Below are 14,150 nucleotides of genomic sequence, written 5' to 3'. Positions count from 1 at the left end.
GAATCAGAAGGCGCGCTGGGTCGCCGCCGAGGCGAGCTGGGCCAGGGCGTCACAGGCGGTCGCGTCCCACCCGGTGGCACGGCCGGCCGCGAGCGCGGCAAGGGACTGGTCGGCGAGCTCGGCGATGGTGGACTCCACCCGCGCCCGCGCGCCCGAGCCGTCGATGACCCGGCGCAGCTCGTCGACCCGGGTGGGGGAGAGGTCGGTGCCCAGCGCCGCGTCGAGCGCCGCGGCCTCGGCGGGAGCGGCGGCGGCGAGGGCGTGGGCGACCAGCAGCGTGCGCTTGCCCTCGACCAGGTCGTCGCCGGCCGGCTTGCCGGTGGTGGCCGGGTCGCCGAACACGCCCAGCAGGTCGTCGCGCAGCTGGAAGGCCTCGCCGAGCGGGAGCCCGAAGTGGGTGAGGGCGTCCAGCGTGACCGGGGCGGCACCGGCCAGGGCGGCGCCGATGTGGAGCGGTCGCTCGATGGAGTACTTGGCCGACTTGTAGCGCAGGACCGTCATCGCCTCGTCGGTCGAGGCGTGCCCCCGGGCCTGCACCGACACGTCGAGGAACTGCCCGGCGATCACCTCGGAGCGGCACAGGTCGAAGACGTCGAGGGCGGGTCCGACGACGTCCCAGCCCAGGCCGCAGCGGCGTACGAGCTCGTCGGCCCAGGACAGCAGCAGGTCGCCCAGCAGGATCGCGGCGGCAGCGCCGTACTGCTCCGGGTCGCCGCGCCAGCCGACGCCGCGGTGCTCGGCCTCGAAGCCCCGGTGCGTGGCCGGGCGGCCGCGCCGGGTGTCGGAGGCGTCCATCAGGTCGTCGTGGGCGAGCGCGCTGGCGTGCAGCAGCTCGAGGGCCGCGGCCGCGCGCAGCACGGCCCGCTCGGTGTCGCCGCTGGGGCGGCCCGCCACGGCGGCGTACCCCCAGAAGCAGAAGGCGGCCCGGAAGCGCTTGCCGCCGGACACGACCGCGCGGGCCTCGGCCAGCAGCCGGTCGGCGTCCGGCCCGAGCGGCACGAGACGCTCGGCCTGCTCGGCCAGGAACGTGTCCAGCTCGGCCTGCACCCGGGCGCGGAAGTCAGCGGGATCCCACGCCACATCAGCCACGCACCGACCCTATGCCCGCTCCGCTCGGGCCTGTCGGCGGCCCCGGATCTCAGTACTGGCGGCCCGAACGGCGGTCTCCGGTCGCCGACCACCTAAACTCCGGCCCATGACTGAAGGACGTGGACGCTCACTGGGTGAGCTCATCGGGAGCGGCGAGCGGTCCTTCTCGTTCGAGTTCTTCCCGCCCAAGGACGAGGCGGGCGAGGCGCAGCTGTGGGACGCGATCCGCGCCCTGGAGCCCTACCGGCCGACCTTCGTCTCCGTGACGTACGGCGCCGGCGGCAGCACCCGGGACAAGACCGTGGCCATCACCGGCCGGATCGCGCACGAGACGTCGCTGACGCCGATGGCGCACCTGACCTGCGTGGGCCACACCCGCGAGGAGCTCCAGGGCATCCTCGACGCGTACGCCGCCGCAGGCGTCTTCCACGTCATGGCGCTGCGCGGCGACCCGCAGGCGGGCCCCCGCGCCGACTGGACGCCCACCGAGGGCGGCCTGAACTACGCGGTCGAGCTCGTCGAGCTGGCGCGCTCGCGCGGCGACTTCCGGGTCGGTGTGGCGGCGTTCCCCGAGGGGCACCCGAGCGCGGAGTCGCTCGACGCGGACGCCGACGTGCTGGTCGCGAAGGCCCGGGCGGGCGCCGAGTTCGCGGTGACGCAGATGTTCTTCCGCGCCCAGGACTACTTCGACCTCGTCGAGCGCGTCCGCGCCCGCGGCGTCGACATCCCGGTCCTCCCCGGCATCATGCCGATCCTCAACCTGGGCGCCATCCAGCGCCAGGGCGAGCTGATCGGCACCTCGGTGCCGGCCGACGTCATCGAGACGATCACCTCCGCCGGCGACGACCCGGCCCAGGTGCGCGCCGCCGGCATCGAGCTCGCTGCGCAGCTGTGCGACGACCTGCTTGCCGGGGGAGCCCCGGGCCTGCACTTCTACACGCTGAACCGCTCGAAGGCGACGCTGGAGATCTTCGAGAAGCTCCAGATCACCGCGGCCTGACCGGGGACCCGTTCAGCCGGCGTCCCCGCTGACCAGCTGGGCCACGAGTGCGGCGGACTGGGCGACGAACGGGACGCCCGCTCCCGGCGCGGTGTGGGCGCCGGCGACGTACAGGCCGGGGATCGGGGTGCGCGGGCCGAGCCGATCGCGGACGGTGCGACGGCCCTGCCACAGCACGCCGTACGGCGAGCCGCGCCACTGCTGGACGAGGTCCCGCGGGCTGAGGTCGACCCGCGTGACGATCCGCTCGCGCAGGTCGATGCCGTGCCGCGACAGCGCGGTCACGACGTCCTCGGCGATCTTGCCGCGGGCGTGGATCGTCAGTGCCGAGTGGCCCTCGGGGGCGGCCAGGCCACGGCGTACGACGAGCAGCGGGTCGGCGTGCAGCACCAGCTCGTGCGGCAGGTCGATCTCGCCCTCGACGCCGATGTGGGCGATCACCGGCGGGATCGCGGGCATCGTGCGCTCCACCAGGGGCGCCAGGGTCGGCAGCCGGCGCGGGTCGACGGCCACGACCACCGCGTCGGCCGGCACCTCGCTGCCGTCGGTCAGGGCCACCGCGACGACCCGGCCGTCGCGCAGCACCAGGTCGGCGGCCTCGGTGCTGGTGCGCACCGTCACCTCGCGCTTGACCAGCCGCGACTCGAGCAGCTCCAGCAGCCGGGCGAACCCGCCGGGCACGCGCCAGCCGCCGAAGGACTGCTCCAGGTAGACGCCGACGCCCATCCACGGCGGCACGTTGCGCAGCTCGTGACCGGCCGCCACGAGCGGGTGCCCGGCGACCAGCGCCTGCCGCTCGTCGCGGAAGTCGGCCCGGAGCCGGCGGTGCATGGTGTCGCGGATGTCGAACAGCTTGGCCAGGTCCCGCGGCACGGTGTCCTTGCCGGAGGGGTCCCACGGCTTCTCGACGTACTCCTTGCGCAGGAGGTCCCACACCGGCTCGTAGAGGTCGACGTGCCGGTTCCAGCGATCGCCGAGGCCCGGGGCGAGCGCGTCGAAGGCCGCCGCCTGGGCCGACCGGGATCCGGCCGGCAGGGCGATCGAGGTCCGGTCGGCGAAGCGGTGCTCGCGCAGCGTCTCGAGGGGCTCGAGCTCGCCGCCGAGCTCGGCCTCCAGCGGGCGTCCGCTCTTGCGGAAGAGGTCGCGCAGGGCGGCGGGCAGCAGGGTCGAGGTCGGGCCTCCGTCCCAGCGGAAGCCCTCCTGCTCGACCGGCCGCAGCGCACCCCCGATCCCGGTGGCCGCCTCCAGCAGGGTGACCGCGTGGCCGAGCTTCGCGAGCCGGGCGGCCGTGGCGATGCCCCCGAGTCCGCCGCCGACGATCACCACGTCCATGTGCGGAGCTCCCTCGGATCGTGGCTGCGGCACAATGACGGTCCGGCGGGCATGGGCCAGACCCTATCGGCCGTGCCCTGCTGCCGATCGAGGAGGAACGATGCAGACCGAGGCGGATCGGCCGCACGCCGTCGTGCTGGTCAGCCGGCTGTTCTGGGCGCTCGTCGCCGGTGGCCTGGTCGTGTCGGTCCTCGTCGTCGTACGCCGCCACCAGATCGCCGACGACTGGGCCCCGCTGCACCCCACGGACAGCACGATCCGGCCGGTGTCCTTCGTGCCGGTGGTGCTGGTGCTCTACGGCTTCATCGCGGTGACGGTCCTGCTCCTGGTCGCGCTGCTGCGGCAGGCCCAGGAGTGGAGCCGGTGGGCGCTGAGCATCGTCGGCGCGGGCGTCTTCCTGGGGTCCTTCGCGGTGATGCGGACCGCGCCGCCGCTCGCCGTCGAGTGCGCCCTCACCGTCGCGGCCGTGCTCAGCGCGGTGGCGCTGCTGCTGCTGTGGCACCCGAGCGTGGGCGGCTTCCTGCGCCGCCCCGAGCCGGGAGGACCGGCGCAGGCGAGCGTCGGGGAGATGGTCGACGCGGACTCTTGACGTTGTGTCGGTCGGGCGCGGTACCTTGGTCGTATCGAACAGACGTTCGAACACGATCAACGGCGGCGGCACGATCACCGCGGAAGGGGGCGGCCATGATGCTGCCGGCGACGACCCATTCCTACCTGATGAGGTCGGCAGAATCCTTGAGCGAGGCGGTCGGGGCGCGCGACATCGCGACGCGCTACGCCTGCGCCCACGTCTCCGCGCTGCGGGCCGCCGCCGCGCTGCTGGCCGCCCGCGCGCGCCCCGAGCCGGCCAAGCGGCGCCAGCAGCGCAACGCGTGGGTGCTGCTCGCCGAGATCGCGCCCGAGATGGAGGAGTGGGCCCGCTTCTTCGCGGCGGGTGCCGCCAAGCGGGCGGCCGCCGAGGCCGGCTCGTCGCGAGCGGTGACCGAGCGCGAGGCCGACGACCTGGTGCGCGACGCCGACCGGTTCCTCGCGGTCGTCGAGCACGCCCTCGGCCTGACGCCGCACGCCTCGGTCGGTGAGCGGCTCGCGGGTCGTGCGGCGGGCTGAGGGCCCGACGGCGCGGAGGCCCCGTAGTGTTCGGCACATGGCATCGCCACAGCCCGCGGCAGTCTCCCCGCGCACCGTCGTCGTCTGGGACGGGCTCGAGCAGGCCCTCGGCTCGTCCCCGGTCGAGGTGGTCGACATCGGCGGCGGCACCGGCGGCTCCGCCGTACGGATCGCGGCCATGGGGCACCGCGTCTCCGTGGTCGACCCCAGCCCTGACGCGCTCGCTGCCCTCGGCCGCCGCGCCCGCGAGGCGGGCGTCAACGTCGTCGGTCACCAGGGTGATGTCGAGGAGCTCGCCGGCATCGTCGGCACGGCCAGCGCCGACGTGGTCCTGTGCCACGGCGTGCTCGAGGTCGTGGACCCCGCCCGGGCCCTCGCCTCGATCCGCGCGGTCCTGCGGCCCGGGGGCCTGCTCAGCCTGCTGGTCGCCCAGACCCACGCCGCGGTCGTCGCGCGCGCCATGTCCGGGCAGTTCGGTCAGGCGCGCGCGATCCTCGACGACCTCGGCGCCGGTGACTCGGTGCGCGGCCGCCGCCGCTTCACCCGCGACGAGGTCGACGCCCTGCTGGCCGATGCCGGCTTCACGGTGGAGTCGGTGCACGCGGTCCGTGTCTTCACCGACCTGGTGCCCGGCGCCCTCATCGACCAGGAGTCCGGCGGCCCCGCCGCCCTCGCCGAGCTCGAGCGCGCCGTCGCAGCCCGCCCCGAGTACCTTCCCCTCGCCGCGCAGGTGCACGTCCTGGCGCGCTGACCCGCCGGCGGCCTGATGCCGCCGACCGATCCGCCGTTCCTGCACCTGCTGCACGTGGACATGGACGCGTTCTACGCGTCGGTGATGATCCGCGACCGACCCGAGCTGCACGACCGGCCGGTGGTGATCGGGGGAGGGCACCGCGGCGTGGTGCTGTCGGCCAACTACCCCGCCCGCGCGTACGGCGTCCGCTCCGGCATGTCCGGCACCGAGGCCACCCGGCTGTGCCCGCAGGCGCTCTTCATGCCTCCCGACTTCGACCTGCTCCGGCCGGTGTCGCGCTCGATCATGGAGACCTTCCGCTCCGTCACGCCGGTCGTCGAGGTCGTCTCGCTCGACGAGGCGTTCCTCGACGTGCGCGGCGCGGTGCGGCTGTTCGGTCCGCCCGAGCTGATCGCGGAGCGGATCCGCTCCCGCGTCCGCGCCGAGCACGGCATCACCTGCTCGGTCGGCATCGCCGCCGCGGTGTCGGTGGCCAAGCTCGCCAGTCGCCGCGCCAAGCCCGACGGGGTCCTCGTCCTGTCGCCGGAGCGGTTCGTCGCCGAGGTGCACCCTCTCGACGTGGGCGTCCTGTACGGCGTCGGCGACGCCACCCGGCTGCGCCTGCACCGGCTCGGGATCACGACCGTCGGCGAGCTGGCCCGGGTGCCCGTCGAGGACCTGCAGCGCAGGGTCGGCAACCACCTCGGCCGGGTCCTGCACCACCTGGCCTGGGGCGACGACCGCGACTACCTCACCTCCGGCGGCGCGGGCACCTTCGGCTTCGGCGAGGGCGAGCCCGAGGGAAGCATGGGGTCCCAGCACACCCTCGCCGTCGACATCCGCGACCGTCCGCTGATGGCCCGCGAGCTGCTCCGGCTGGCCGCTCGCATCACCGCCCGCGCCCGCGGCGCGGGCAAGGTGGGGCGGGTCGTTGCGATCACGGTGCGGTTCAGTGACTTCGTCACCGTCTCCCGCTCGCGCACCCTGCGCGAACCCACCGACGTCACCCAGGACGTGTACGCCGCCGCGCTCGCCCTCCTCGACGTGCTGCTCGAGCAGCAGGGACCGGCCGCCTGCCGCCGCGCGATCCGCCTGCTCGGCGTACGACTCGAGCGGCTGCAGCTCGCCCGGCCCGAGCTCGGGCGGCAGCTCGCCTTCGGCGAGCGGGACCCCGGCTGGCCCGAGCTCGACCGCGCGGTCGACCGGGCCTCGGGCCGGTTCGGGTCCGGCGCGGTGCGTCCCGCGAGCCTGCTCTGAGCGCCCCCCGTGCGAGCGCGATCACAAAATGTCAGGGCTTCCCTACCAGTCTCCCGCGCGGCTGCCTACACTTGGACGAAGACCGACCGCACAGCACGTGGTGCGGCGGGTTTCATCGGAGTGCGGAGGATCCAGTGCCACTCTCGGAAGAGGAGTTGCGACTGCTTGAGCAGATGGAGCGCGCCCTCTCCGAGGAGGATCCCAAGTTCGCCTCCACCCTGCGCGGCACCACCCTGCGCAACGCCGCGCGTCGCAACGCGTTCATCGCCGCCCTCGGTCTGGTGGTCGGCATCGCGGTCCTGATGGCCGGCGTGATCACCCACTACTGGCAGATCGGCATCGCCGGGTTCGTGATCATGCTCGGTGCGGCCACGCTCGGCCTGACCGCCCTGCGTGGCCAGCGCGTCGGCCCGGTCGCGTTCGCGGCCGGCGACACCTCCGCCCACCGCCACCACCCCTCGGGCTTCGCCGTCGTCGACGGCGGCCGCCGCGGCCGCAGCCGTCGGCCCCGGGGGCGCAGCGCCTTCATGGACACCATGCGCACCCGCTGGCGCCGCCGCCGCGACAGCTCTGGTTGGTAGCGAGCGCGTCGCCGCTGATCGGCGCCTTGCCTCGCGTGACCGCCTCGGCTCCTCCGGTCGCTCGTTCCTCGCTCCCTCCGTCGCCTCATCGCTCACGCTCGGCAACCGGCGCCGGCGGCGCCGCGCTGCCGCTACCGCGGTTGTCTCTCGTAGGTCCTGCCTTGGTCTGGCGGCAAGACACGGGTGGCCCCGACTGGCCTTGCTGCAGCGCCTCGTTCAGCGGGTCAACAGGCTGGCGGGGGCCCAGCGGGCCCACCTCCGGCGGCGCGGGGTGACGCTGGCCTCGAGGGCCGCGATGACCTGGGTCGCGGCAGGGGCGATGTCGGTGCGGGTGGCGACGGCGACCGCACGGGCGGGGGAGCCGTAGCGCAGCTCGGAGACCGCGTCGGCCAGGACCCGCAGCGCGGCCGACGGCTCGCCGCGGCCGACCACGGGGGCCAGCCGGTCGGCGACCTCGTGGGGTGAGCGGTCCTCGGGCCAGGCGATGGCGAGGTCGGTGGCGGTCGCCCGCACCTCGGTCCAGAGCTGCTCGGCGTCGCCGGCGAGTCGGCGCTCGCGCCGGCGGCGGCGTACCAGCGACGGCAGCGCGGCCGCGGCCATGACGACCAGAGTGACGGCGAGCGTCCACGCGAGCCACCAGTAGCTGGTGGTGCTCTCGGTGCCGCCACCGCCGGTCGGGGTCGGCTCCGGCACCTTCCGCGGCCCGGTGCTCGGCTGGACGGTCGCGGTCGGACCGCCGGAGCTGCCGTCGGAGGGCTGCTCGGTGGGCTGGGTCGAGGGGGAGCCGGGCTTGTTCTGCCCGGGCACCGTCACCACCGAGTACGCCGGCACCTCCTTCGCGCGGCCCGCCGGCGTCGGCTCGAAGCGCACCCAGCCCGCGTCGGCGAAGTACAGCTCCGGCCATGCGTGCAGGTCGTGGGAGCTGTACTCCCAGGAGTCGGGTCCGATGCGGTCCGGGACGAGGAACCCGACCGCGACGCGGGCCGGGATCCCGACGATGCGGGCCATCAGGGCCATCGCGGACGCGAACTGCTCGCAGTAGCCGATCCGGCCCCCGGGACGCGTGCTCAGGAACGTCTCCATGGTCTGGCCGACGGTGCCCTCGGGCGCGCGCTGCAGGCTGTACTGGAAGTGCCCGCTGACCCGGAAGAAGTCCTGCAGCAGCAGCGCCCGCTGGTAGTCGTCGGTCGCGCGCTCGGTGACCTGCTCGGCCAGGTCGCGTACCGATGCCGGAACGGTGGCCGGGACGTAGGAGTCCTCGGCCGGGACCGCGCCGGCGGCCGCGTCCTTGAAGAAGGAGCCGTCGGTGCCGTAGTCGAGACGGACCGCCGTCATGGAGTAGACACTGCCCGACGCGTTCGTGTCCTTGCCCGCGATGAAGTCCATCGTGGTGGGGTCGTAGCGCCAGTCGCCCGGAGCGCTGATCGCGTCGATGGGGTAGTCGGTCGGCAGCCACGTCGAGCTGAACTCGGGCAGGATCCGGGCCTGCTCCTGGTACGACGTGCGGGGTACGGCGGGGGACAGCCCGGCCGGCAGCGGCACCGGACCGCGGGCGGTGCGCGCGGGGTCGACGTTGCGGTCGCCGCTGGACCACACGTCGCCGGTGAACCGGTTGAGCACCGCGATCCGCAGGTACCCCGGATCCGGGTCGTCGGTGATCAGGTCGACCAGCGGCACGTCCTCGCCGCGGGTCAGGTCCCGGCGCATGTCGATCAGCGGCCGGATGATGGTCACGCCCGACCCGCCGTCGCCGTTGAGGTGGAGCAGGCCGTCGTCGGGGAGCGGGAGGATCGCGCCGACGAGCACGGCGACGACGATCGCGGCCAGCGTGGTCGGCGCCGCGGAGCGCAGGGCGCGCAGCTGGCCGGTGGTGGGATCGGTCGTTCGCCGCCCCCAGTGCTGCTGGCGATCGCGGGCGTCCAGCACCAGGACCGCGAGGTAGCCGGCGGCGGCGCCCGCGAACGCGGGGGCGCTCGACCCGAGCCCGGTGAAGCCGGCCGGCAGGGCGAAGACCGCGAGCAGCGCCAGGCCGGCGAGCGAGGGCCGCCGCAGGTGGACGGCCAGGGCCTGCACCACGACCAGGAAGATCGCGCACACCAGCACCAGCAGCGGGGTGAGGCTGGGGAGGCTGTGGTCCAGCGGGACGCGGTAGTCCGAGGCGGCCTGGAGCCCGTCGCCCAGGGCCCTGGCCGGGGAGTGCCCGGCGCCCGGCACCGGCGAGCCGGACGCGGCCCACCCGACGACGAGGAGGCCCACCACCGCGTCCACGGCGATGCAGGTACGCCGGCCCAGCCGGCCGGGCGTCAGCGTGCCGGCGAGGGCGAGCGCTGCGGCCAGGGCCGCGGCCACCAGCAGGTACGCCGACGGGTAGGTCACGAAGCCGTGCCAGGAGGTCAACGCGACCCAGGTGGTCGCCGCGGCCAGGGCGCTGCGCAGGCCGTTGTGGGCGAGGTCGGCCCGCGTCACCGTCGTACCTCCGCGCTGGCCGCGAGGTCGCGCCAGGCCGCCTCGACGCCGGTGGTGCGGCCCATCGGGACCGCTCGCCAGCCCTGGTCGCGCAGGGCGCGCGCGGACTCGTTGTCGGCGCCCCGTACCGCGGCCGCCCCGGCCCACTGCGGGGTGTCGAGGGCGAAGCCCGCGGCGATGGCGGCGCCCTGCCGCAGCCGGCGCAGGGGCAGGGCGTCGTCGGCGGTGAGGTGCCCGAAGATCCCGACCACGATCCCGCTCCGGCCGGGCTCGTCGTGCCAGCCGACGTCGAGGCCGACGCGCCGGCGCAGGCCCAGCACGGCGAGGTGCTCGAGCAGCAGGGACAGCTGGTCGGTGCCGGACTCGACCAGGCCTCCCGCGGTCGCCAGGCGTACGGCGTACCCGCGCTGGTCGAGGTGCTCGGCGACCGATGCGGCGATCACCACCGCGGTCTCCAGGCTGCTGGTCGGGCCGTGCCCGGCGTGCGCGGACTCCCGGTCGTCGACCAGCACGGTCGCGCGCGCCTCCCACGGGTGCTCCTCGCGCCGCACCATCAGCTCGCCGACGCGTGCCGAGCTGCGCCAGTGCACGCGCCGCAGGTCGTCGCCGCGGCGGTACTCGCGCACGGTCGCGTCCTCGGCGGCCCCGGCCGCGGCCAGCGGGGCGGAGCGCTCGCCCGCACCGGTGCGCCCGCCGCCGAGGCTGACGCCGCGCAGCGCCACGATCCGCGGCGTCACGGTGACCGCGGAGGTCCCCTGCAGGGTGCGACGCAGCTCCACCAGGCCGAAGGGATCGGAGGTGCGGGTCATCAGCGGGCCCACCGTGAACCGGCCGCGCACATCGGAGCGGACGACGTAGCGCAGCAGGTGCTCGTCGCGGTCGGCGTCGAGCACGAACCGCGGCCGGCTGCCCAGCGCGTGCGGCAGGTTCTCCTCGACCAGCAGGGTCTCGGTCGCCGTGCAGTGCACCGCCAGCTCGACCGCGCACGCCGCTCCCGCGGGGACCACCGCGCGGGGGACCAGCCGGCGGACCTCCACGTCGTGGTGTCGCATCCGGGTGATCGCCCACGACAGCACGGGCAGCACCAGGGCGAGCACGCCGATCCGCACCAGCGCGGTCTGGCCGAGCAGGACCGCGCAGAAGACCGTGGTCGAGCCACCGGCGACGAACGCACGACCGCGCAGGGTGAGCTCGGGGCGGGCGCGGCGCTCGGGCATGGTGTCCTGCCGCGTCAGGACGGGACGGGGACCGAGGCGGCGATGGCGCCGAGCACGTCGTCGACCGTGCGGCCGCCGGCCGAGGTCGACGCGCTCGGCAGCAGCCGGTGGGCCAGCACCGGCAGGGCCAGGGTGCGCACGTCGTCGGGCAGGACGTAGTCGCGGCCGTGCAGGGCGGCGTACGCCTTCGCGGCCCGCACCAGGTGCAGGGTCGCGCGCGGCGAGGCGCCCAGCAGCAGGTCCGGGTGGGTGCGCGTGGCGGAGGTCAGGGCGATGGCGTAGTCCTGCACCGCCGGGGCGACGTGCACCTGGCCCACCAGCGCGATCACCTTGCGGATCTCGGCCGCGTCCGTGACCGGCTCGAGGTCGTCGAGCGGGTTGACGGTGGTGTGGCTGTCGAGCATCGCCCGCTCGGCGGCCGGCACCGGGTAGCCGATCGAGATCCGCGCCAGGAACCGGTCGCGCTGGGCCTCGGGGAGCGCGTAGGTGCCCTCCATCTCGACGGGGTTCTGGGTCGCGATCACCATGAAGGGGGCATCCAGCAGGTAGGTCTGGTTGTCCACGGTGACCTGGCGCTCCTCCATGCACTCCAGCAGCGCCGACTGCGTCTTGGGGGAGGCGCGGTTGATCTCGTCGCCGATCACGATGTTGGCGAAGACCCCGCCGGGCCGGAACTCGAACTCGCGCGTCGACTGGTCGTAGACCGAGACGCCGGTGACGTCGGAGGGCAGCAGGTCCGGCGTGAACTGGATGCGCCGCACGGTCGCGTCGATGCTGCGGGCCAGTGCCTTGCTCAGCATCGTCTTGCCGACCCCGGGGACGTCCTCGAGGAGCAGGTGACCCTCGGCGAGCAGCACGACGAGCGCGGCCGTGACGGCGTCGCTCTTGCCCTCGATCACCCGCTCGACATTCGCACGGATCCGCTGTGCCACCTCGGCCACCGCGGTGACCGTCTCTCCCGGGTTGCGCTCGGCGATCTCCACGCCGCAACCGTACGTCACCGCACCGACCGGGAGGGGGTGGGGACGAGGGGCGGCCGGGGGTGGGGACACGGGGAGGAAGGTGGTTGACGGTGGGGGAAAGTGGAGTAGTGTGGTGGAAAGTGGAGGAACACGGAGCCTGAACCGGTTCAGCAGGGGGTGCGGGATGCTCTTCATGGGCACCTACACGCCGAAGCTGGACGAGAAGGGCCGCCTGTTCCTCCCCGCGAAATTCAGGGAACGTCTGGCGGGGGGCCTGGTGGTGACGCAGGGACAGGAGAACTGCCTCGTCGTCTGGCCCAGCGACGTCTTCGCCGCGGAGGCGGAGCGGGCCGCCGCCCGGCCCATGACCAACCGCGCTGCTCGCAGCTACGCCCGCGTGCTGTTCGCGGGTGGCGAGGAGGCCACGCCCGACAAGCAGGGCCGGATCGGCGTTCCGGCGAACCTGCGCGAGTACGCCGGCCTCGAGCGCGAGGTCGTGGTCATCGGCGTACGGGACCGCCTGGAGATCTGGAACCCCGACAAGTGGCGCGAGTTCCAGGCCGCGGCGCTGGAGGAGTTCGCCGACCTCGACGAGGACGACGAGGACTAGCTCCACCGCCCTCCACGTCCCACCACCACAAGTCCACAGCGGATCCGCAGGGCCCGATCTCGGGCCGCTTCCACCTCACGCGGCGCACACCTGGAGCCACTTCCCCGGCACCAGGCGGGCATCGCACCCCGTCACCTGGAACACCTTCCCCGGTCCCAGGCGGCGCCAGAGCTCCGGAAGCGGACCGAGATCAGGCCCTACGGATCCGCTCATCTCATCTGCAGGTCCGCAGCATTCTCTGGGTAAGGGTCGAAGGCGATGGCGAACGCGCACCACGTGCCGGTCATGGTGGACCGGATCGTGGCACTGCTCGAGCCTGCTCTCGACCACGAGGGCGCGGTGATGATCGACTGCACCCTCGGCCTCGGCGGCCACACCGAGGCGGTGCTCGAGCGGTGCCCGCTCGCCCGGGTGATCGGCATCGACCGCGACCCGCAGGCGCTCGCGATGAGCCGCGAGCGGCTCGCGCCCTTCGGTGAGCGATTCACCGGCGTCCGGGCCGTGTACGACGAGATCCCCGACGTGCTGGACGACCTCGGGCTGCCCGGCGTGGACGCGATCCTGTTCGACCTCGGCGTCTCCTCGATGCAGCTGGACCTGCCCGAGCGTGGCTTCGCGTACGCCGTCGACGCCCCGCTCGACATGCGGATGGGCGACAGCGGCATCACCGCCGCCGAGGTCCTCAACACCTACGAGCCGCGCGACCTGGTCCGGGTGCTCAGGGAGTACGGCGAGGAGCGCAACGCGCGCCGCATCGTCGACGCCATCGTCCGGGAGCGGGCCAAGCAGCCGTTCACCACCTCCGGGCGCTTGGTCGAGCTGCTGTACGCCGCCATCCCGGCCCCGGCGCGCCGGACCGGGGGACACCCGGCCAAGCGCACCTTCCAGGCCCTGCGCATGGAGGTCAACGACGAGCTGCGCGTCCTGGAGCGCGCGATGCCCGCCGCGGTCGACGCGATCACCGTCGGCGGCCGGGTCGTCGTGGAGTCCTACCACTCGCTCGAGGACCGGCTGGTGAAGCGGGTCTTCGCCGCGGCCACCGCGAGCCACGTCCCCGACGACCTGCCCTTCGTCCCGGAGGGGCACGAGCCCGCCCTCCGCCTGGTCACCCGCGGCGCCGAGCAGGCGTCCGACGAGGAGATCGCCCAGAACCCCCGAGCCGCCTCGGTGCGACTCCGCGCCATCGAGCGCATCCGTCCGCAGCAGCCCCGCCGAAAGGGAGTCGCCTGATGAGCAGCGCCGCACCGAACCCGACCCGTTCCCCGCGCGTCGCACCGCGGATCGCCCAGCGAGCCCTGCAGCGCGCCCGGCTCACCGTCGTACCACGCCCGCGCATCGCGTCGAGCCGTGCGCCGCGCGTGCCCTTCGTGATGCTGATCAGCGCGCTGCTGCTCGGCGGCGTGGTCGGCCTGCTCTTCTTCAACACCTCCATGCAGCAGGCCTCCTTCCGGGAGACCGCGCTCAGCCGCCAGGCACGCGACCTCGACGCCCAGCAGGAGGCCCTGCAGCTCCAGCTCGACGCGCTGCGCGACCCCCAGCGGATCGCCCGGCTCGCGCAGCGGATGGGCATGATCGTGCCCACCGGCACCGCCGGCATCCTCGACTTCCGGACCGGGCGGATCTCCGGCACTCCGATGCCGGCGGAGGGGCCGGGCCTGCCGCTGCGCCAGCCCTCGGCCAAGCCGCCGGCCGGGTTCACCCCGCCCACCGTGACGGTGAAGACCCCGACGCCGGACGCGACGAACCCGAAGAAGACCGGGTCCGGCGTGCCCCCGAAGAATCGGTGACCGCACGAC

At 74.3% G+C, this 14,150-nt stretch carries 14 protein-coding genes; 9 read left to right on the top strand and 5 right to left on the bottom strand.

Annotated features, from left to right (window positions below; all coding sequences use genetic code 11):
* Nucleotides 1-3: 3 nt before the first annotated feature.
* Nucleotides 4-1,089, bottom strand: coding sequence for a polyprenyl synthetase family protein (locus ACYU8V_RS10210; protein ID WP_460847112.1), 1,086 nt, complete (start codon nucleotides 1,087-1,089; stop codon nucleotides 4-6).
* Between the two features lie 106 nt (nucleotides 1,090-1,195).
* On the opposite strand from ACYU8V_RS10210, the gene metF reads away from it, so the two are divergent.
* Complete coding sequence (metF, locus tag ACYU8V_RS10205) at nucleotides 1,196-2,089, top strand: methylenetetrahydrofolate reductase [NAD(P)H] (RefSeq protein ID WP_460847110.1); 894 nt, start codon at nucleotides 1,196-1,198, stop codon at nucleotides 2,087-2,089.
* Between the two features lie 12 nt (nucleotides 2,090-2,101).
* Here the strand turns inward: metF and ACYU8V_RS10200 are convergent, their stop codons facing one another.
* Nucleotides 2,102-3,421, bottom strand: coding sequence for a phytoene desaturase family protein (locus ACYU8V_RS10200; protein ID WP_460847109.1), 1,320 nt, complete (start codon nucleotides 3,419-3,421; stop codon nucleotides 2,102-2,104).
* 100 nt (nucleotides 3,422-3,521) lie between these two features.
* On the opposite strand from ACYU8V_RS10200, the gene ACYU8V_RS10195 reads away from it, so the two are divergent.
* The 5 genes from ACYU8V_RS10195 (at nucleotide 3,522) to ACYU8V_RS10175 (ending at nucleotide 7,099) form a co-directional block, all read left to right on the top strand.
* Nucleotides 3,522-4,010, top strand: a complete 489-nt coding sequence (locus ACYU8V_RS10195) for a hypothetical protein (RefSeq protein ID WP_460847108.1) — start codon at nucleotides 3,522-3,524, stop codon at nucleotides 4,008-4,010.
* Nucleotides 4,011-4,105: 95 nt separating this feature from the next.
* Nucleotides 4,106-4,528, top strand: a complete 423-nt coding sequence (locus ACYU8V_RS10190) for an SAV_6107 family HEPN domain-containing protein (RefSeq protein ID WP_460847106.1) — start codon at nucleotides 4,106-4,108, stop codon at nucleotides 4,526-4,528.
* 37 nt (nucleotides 4,529-4,565) lie between these two features.
* A complete protein-coding gene (locus ACYU8V_RS10185; protein WP_460847105.1) occupies nucleotides 4,566-5,279 on the top strand; it encodes a methyltransferase domain-containing protein in 714 nt (237 codons plus the stop codon).
* Nucleotides 5,280-5,294: 15 nt separating this feature from the next.
* Entirely contained in the window at nucleotides 5,295-6,518 is a 1,224-nt protein-coding gene (gene dinB, locus ACYU8V_RS10180) for a DNA polymerase IV (protein ID WP_460847103.1), read from the top strand.
* Nucleotides 6,519-6,652: 134 nt separating this feature from the next.
* Nucleotides 6,653-7,099 (top strand): DUF3040 domain-containing protein, encoded by a 447-nt coding sequence (locus ACYU8V_RS10175; RefSeq protein ID WP_460847102.1) that lies wholly within the window; start codon nucleotides 6,653-6,655, stop codon nucleotides 7,097-7,099.
* Nucleotides 7,100-7,315: 216 nt separating this feature from the next.
* On the opposite strand, the gene ACYU8V_RS10170 is transcribed toward ACYU8V_RS10175, so the two are convergent.
* From ACYU8V_RS10170 to ACYU8V_RS10160, 3 genes are read right to left on the bottom strand one after another with little or no spacing between them, the layout of a single operon-like run.
* On the bottom strand, nucleotides 7,316-9,565 hold the full coding sequence (locus tag ACYU8V_RS10170; protein WP_460847101.1) for a transglutaminase family protein: 2,250 nt from the start codon (nucleotides 9,563-9,565) through the stop codon (nucleotides 7,316-7,318).
* Nucleotides 9,562-10,782 (bottom strand): DUF58 domain-containing protein, encoded by a 1,221-nt coding sequence (locus ACYU8V_RS10165; RefSeq protein ID WP_460847099.1) that lies wholly within the window; start codon nucleotides 10,780-10,782, stop codon nucleotides 9,562-9,564. The genes ACYU8V_RS10170 and ACYU8V_RS10165 overlap by 4 nt, the downstream gene beginning before the upstream one ends.
* 14 nt (nucleotides 10,783-10,796) lie before the next feature.
* Nucleotides 10,797-11,765, bottom strand: coding sequence for an AAA family ATPase (locus ACYU8V_RS10160; protein ID WP_460847098.1), 969 nt, complete (start codon nucleotides 11,763-11,765; stop codon nucleotides 10,797-10,799).
* A gap of 172 nt (nucleotides 11,766-11,937) precedes the next feature.
* Between ACYU8V_RS10160 and mraZ the strand changes: the two genes are divergently transcribed.
* The 3 genes from mraZ to ACYU8V_RS10145 all read left to right on the top strand — a co-directional run bounded on the left by mraZ (nucleotide 11,938) and on the right by ACYU8V_RS10145 (nucleotide 14,141).
* Nucleotides 11,938-12,354, top strand: coding sequence for a division/cell wall cluster transcriptional repressor MraZ (gene mraZ / locus ACYU8V_RS10155; RefSeq protein ID WP_460847097.1), 417 nt, complete (start codon nucleotides 11,938-11,940; stop codon nucleotides 12,352-12,354).
* A 258-nt stretch (nucleotides 12,355-12,612) separates the two neighbouring features.
* Entirely contained in the window at nucleotides 12,613-13,584 is a 972-nt protein-coding gene (rsmH, locus tag ACYU8V_RS10150) for a 16S rRNA (cytosine(1402)-N(4))-methyltransferase RsmH (RefSeq protein WP_460847096.1), read from the top strand.
* Nucleotides 13,584-14,141 (top strand): hypothetical protein, encoded by a 558-nt coding sequence (locus ACYU8V_RS10145; protein ID WP_460847095.1) that lies wholly within the window; start codon nucleotides 13,584-13,586, stop codon nucleotides 14,139-14,141. Before rsmH ends, ACYU8V_RS10145 begins: the two co-directional genes overlap by 1 nt.
* The last annotated feature ends 9 nt before the right edge of the window (nucleotides 14,142-14,150 follow it).

This window comes from Nocardioides ultimimeridianus, assembly GCF_054777895.1.
The sequence above is the reverse complement of the archived record's forward strand: the minus strand, read 5'-3'. Positions and strand labels throughout refer to the sequence as shown.

What these genes read in the sequence shown, in the direction of transcription:
- metF (WP_460847110.1), top strand. Translation starts at nt 1,196, where the DNA reads ATGACTGAAGGACGTGGACGCTCACTGGGTGAGCTCATCGGGAGCGGC.
- ACYU8V_RS10200 (WP_460847109.1), bottom strand. Translation starts at nt 3,421, where the DNA reads ATGGACGTGGTGATCGTCGGCGGCGGACTCGGGGGCATCGCCACGGCC.
- ACYU8V_RS10195 (WP_460847108.1), top strand. Translation starts at nt 3,522, where the DNA reads ATGCAGACCGAGGCGGATCGGCCGCACGCCGTCGTGCTGGTCAGCCGG.
- ACYU8V_RS10190 (WP_460847106.1), top strand. Translation starts at nt 4,106, where the DNA reads ATGATGCTGCCGGCGACGACCCATTCCTACCTGATGAGGTCGGCAGAA.
- ACYU8V_RS10185 (WP_460847105.1), top strand. Translation starts at nt 4,566, where the DNA reads ATGGCATCGCCACAGCCCGCGGCAGTCTCCCCGCGCACCGTCGTCGTC.
- dinB (WP_460847103.1), top strand. Translation starts at nt 5,295, where the DNA reads ATGCCGCCGACCGATCCGCCGTTCCTGCACCTGCTGCACGTGGACATG.
- ACYU8V_RS10165 (WP_460847099.1), bottom strand. Translation starts at nt 10,782, where the DNA reads ATGCCCGAGCGCCGCGCCCGCCCCGAGCTCACCCTGCGCGGTCGTGCG.
- mraZ (WP_460847097.1), top strand. Translation starts at nt 11,938, where the DNA reads ATGGGCACCTACACGCCGAAGCTGGACGAGAAGGGCCGCCTGTTCCTC.
- rsmH (WP_460847096.1), top strand. Translation starts at nt 12,613, where the DNA reads ATGGCGAACGCGCACCACGTGCCGGTCATGGTGGACCGGATCGTGGCA.
- ACYU8V_RS10145 (WP_460847095.1), top strand. Translation starts at nt 13,584, where the DNA reads ATGAGCAGCGCCGCACCGAACCCGACCCGTTCCCCGCGCGTCGCACCG.